Annotated in this window: 2 protein-coding genes and 1 pseudogene; 1 reads left to right on the top strand and 2 read right to left on the bottom strand. The window is 60.6% G+C overall.

Annotated elements, in window-relative coordinates; genetic code table 11:
* Together WLY71_RS31545 and WLY71_RS31540 are read right to left on the bottom strand one after the other, a co-directional pair.
* A partial coding sequence (locus WLY71_RS31545) for a methyl-accepting chemotaxis protein (protein ID WP_425589979.1) occupies positions 1–656 on the bottom strand: 656 nt, incomplete at its 3' end.
* A gap of 141 nt (positions 657–797) precedes the next feature.
* Positions 798–1,637: pseudogene (locus WLY71_RS31540) on the bottom strand (HAMP domain-containing protein); the annotation flags it as partial.
* Positions 1,638–1,970: 333 nt separating this feature from the next.
* On the opposite strand from WLY71_RS31540, the gene WLY71_RS30075 reads away from it, so the two are divergent.
* Positions 1,971–3,458: a helicase HerA-like domain-containing protein gene (locus WLY71_RS30075; RefSeq protein ID WP_347806475.1), complete on the top strand. Its 1,488-nt coding sequence runs from the start codon at positions 1,971–1,973 to the stop codon at positions 3,456–3,458.
* The last annotated feature ends 100 nt before the right edge of the window (positions 3,459–3,558 follow it).

The raw sequence follows: 3,558 nt of genomic DNA, 5'->3' as shown, positions 1-3,558 counted from the left end.
GTGTTGATCTCGGTAATGTCGACGTTGATCGACTCCACCACCGCAGTCTGTTCCTCGGTCGCCGTGGCCACCGACTGGTTCATCCCGTCAATCTCGCCAATACGCAACGTCACGCTGTTCAACCGCTCACCGGCCAGGTTGGCGATTTCGACGCTGTCCTGACTGTGGCGCTGGCTGTCGCTCATGGTGCTGACGGATTCGCGGGCGCCGATTTGCAACTCCTCAATCATGGTCTGCACCTGCTGCGCCGATTCCTGAGTGCGGTGCGCCAGGTTACGAACCTCGTCTGCAACCACCGCAAAACCGCGACCGGCTTCACCGGCACGCGCCGCTTCGATGGCCGCGTTCAGCGCCAGCAGGTTGGTTTGCTGGGAGATGCTGGTGATCACTTCGAGAATCTGCCCGATGTTCACGGTTTTGCTGTTCAGCGATTCGATGTTGGTGCTTGAGGCGCTGAGCATGCTCGACAGCTGATTCATCGCGACAATGCTGCGATCCACCACTTGCTGACCATCTTCGGCCAGGCTGCGGGCATCGCTGGCCTGACTCGATGCTTGTGCTGCGTTGCGGGCGATTTCCTGAGCGGCGGCGCCGAGCTGGTTGATCGCCGCGGCCACGCTGCTGGTGCGCGAAGCTTGTTGGTCGGAGTTGAACATCGAGGAGTTCGAGGCGGCCACTACACGCAAAGCCACTTCGTTGACTTGCCCGGTGGCCGACGACACTTCGCGGATCGAACCATGAATGCGTTCCACGAAGCGGTTGAACGCGGTACCGAGGACACCGAATTCGTCGTTGTTCTGGATGGTCAGGCGTTTGGTCAGGTCGCCTTCGCCGTCGGCGATGTCTGCCATGGCGCGGGTCATGACGTGCAGCGGCTGGATCAGGATGCGGATGAGCATGCCCAGCAGAGCGATGATGATGGCCACGGCAATGACCGTCGCAACGACTGCCGAGGCGCGGAATTCGCTGAGCATCGAGAAGGCTTTATCTTTATCTACCGACAGACCGATGTACCAGTTGACTGATGGCAGGCCTTTGATCGGGGTGAAGGTGACGATGCGGGTTTTGCCGTCGACCTCCACTTCACTGAAGTCGCTGCTCAGGCGCGGGGTATTTTTCGGGTATGCCTCGCTCAGGGACTTCATCACCATGGTTTTGTCCGGGTGGACCAGAATCTTGCCGTCGGCGCTGACCAGAAACGCGTAACCCATGCCGTTGAAGTCGCGGGCGCTGAGGGTGTCGATCAGGGTTTGCAGGCTCAGGTCGCCGCCCACCACACCCACGCTTTGCCCGGCTTTTTTCGAGGCGGTGGCGATCGAGATGATGGTCTGGCCGGTGGCCGCGTCGATGTAAGGTTCGGTCAGGGTGGCGGTACTGCTGCTTTCGGCGCCTTTGTACCAAGGGCGAACCCGTGGGTCGAAGCCGTCGGGCATCTTCGCATCCGGGCGGATGGTGAAGTGGCCGGTGGCGTCGCCCAGGTAGGACGCCATGAAGGTCGACGTCAGGGCTTTCTGCTCAAGCAGGCTGGAGACGGTGGCCTGTTCGGGGTTGATGGCGATGTTCTGGGCGAGGTTGTCGATCAGCAGGATACGACCGGCCAGCCAGGTCTGGATGTTGTTGGCGGTGACGTCTCCCATCTCATTGAGGTAGTTATCCAGGTCTTCGCGAATGGCGTTGCGCTGCAAATAGTCGTTGTACAGCGTGAACGAGGCGAAGGCGGCAATGACGATCAGGGCGGCGGCAAGCAGGATTTTATGGCTGAAGCGCAGATTTTTGTTCATGGCTCGGGGTGTCCGCTAAGGTCTTATTGTTCGGGGTGTGTTGCTGTTAATGCGCGCAAAATGAGTGCGCAACGGAGCGAGTCGGTAATTCCTGCTCTCCATAGGGGAATGTCGGACCTTGCTTTCAATTGGGTCTCTCGCTTATTTCTATCGGCCGTGAAGGATCAAAGATTAACCATGGGTGACAAAATGCCTGACTCATTACAACTCGTTATCGGCGCCGACCTCGCCGGGCAGCCGATTGCCCAGGCCATGCGTCTGGCGAACCGTCATGGTTTGGTCGCGGGCGCTACCGGGACGGGCAAAACCGTCACCTTGCAACGGATGGCCGAAGCCTTCAGCGATGCCGGCGTGGCAGTGTTTGCCGCCGATATCAAGGGTGACCTGTGCGGTCTGGGCGCCGCCGGCAATCCTCAAGGCAAAATCGCCGAGCGGATCGCCGGGATGCCCTGGCTGAACCACACACCTCAAGCGTATCCGGTGACCCTGTGGGACATTCACGGTCAGTCCGGTCATCCGTTGCGCACAACCTTGAGCGAAATGGGGCCGTTATTGATTGGCAGCCTGCTGGAGCTGACCGACAGTCAGCAGTCGGCGCTGTACGCCGCGTTCAAGGTGGCGGACCGTGAAGGGCTGTTGCTGCTGGACCTCAAGGACCTGAAGGCACTGCTCAATCACCTGCGTGACAACCCCGAATTGCTGGGTGACGACGCTGCGCTGCTGACCACCGGTTCCAGTCAGGCACTGTTGCGGCGTCTGGCGACCCTGGAACAGCAGGGCGCCGAAGCGCTGTTCGGTGAGCCGGCGCTGCAACTCGAAGACATTCTGCAGCCGACCGCCGAGGGTCGCGGGCGCATTCACCTGCTCGATGCCAGCCGTCTGGTGCATGAAGCGCCGAAGGTCTACGCAACGTTCCTGTTGTGGCTGCTGGCCGAACTGTTCGAGCAATTGCCAGAGCGGGGGGATTCGGACAAACCGCTGCTGGCGTTGTTTTTCGACGAAGCGCATTTATTGTTCGCCGGTACGCCAAAGGCTTTGCAGGATCGTCTTGAGCAGGTGGTGCGGCTGATACGCTCGAAAGGCGTTGGCGTGTATTTCGTCACGCAATCGCCAGGCGACTTGCCGGATGACGTGCTGGCTCAGCTCGGTCTGCGCGTTCAGCATGGCCTGCGCGCGTTCACCGCCAAGGAACAGAAATCCTTGCGAGCGGTGGCCGAAGGCTTCCGGCCGAACCCGACGTTCGATGCCTTGTCGGTGCTGACCGAGCTTGGAATCGGCGAGGCGTTGGTCGGCACGTTGCAGGACAAGGGCACGCCGGAGATGGTCCAGCGGGTTTTGGTGGCACCGCCGCAATCGCGGATCGGGCCACTGAGCGAGACTGAACGCACAGTGCTGATCTCGTGGTCGCCCTTCAAGGGGCGGTATGACAAACCCGTTGATCGCGAATCGGCTTATGAAGTGTTGATGGGGCGCAAAGGGTTGGCGCCAGAGCCTGACGCTGTTCCGGGCAAACCGGCAGCCGAAGAGCCAAGCTTCACCGACAAGGCCGGGGAATTCCTCGGCACCGCGGCGGGGCAGGCACTGAAATCAGCGATGCGCCAGGCGGCCAATCAATTGGGCCGACAGTTGGTACGCGGGTTGATGGGCTCGCTACTCGGTGGCAGCAAACGCCGCTAGCAAGCGGGCTCGGTCAAAATGTGGGAGCGAGCTTGCTCGCGATTGCGGTCTCACATTCAACGCATATGTTGACTGATACACCGCTATCGCGAGCAAGCTC

It is taken from the genome of Pseudomonas rossensis (assembly GCF_039888995.1).
Taxonomy (GTDB): domain Bacteria; phylum Pseudomonadota; class Gammaproteobacteria; order Pseudomonadales; family Pseudomonadaceae; genus Aquipseudomonas; species Aquipseudomonas rossensis.
The sequence above is the reverse complement of the archived record's forward strand: the minus strand, read 5'-3'. Positions and strand labels throughout refer to the sequence as shown.

What these genes read in the sequence shown, in the direction of transcription:
- WLY71_RS30075 (WP_347806475.1), top strand. Translation starts at nt 1,971, where the DNA reads ATGCCTGACTCATTACAACTCGTTATCGGCGCCGACCTCGCCGGGCAG.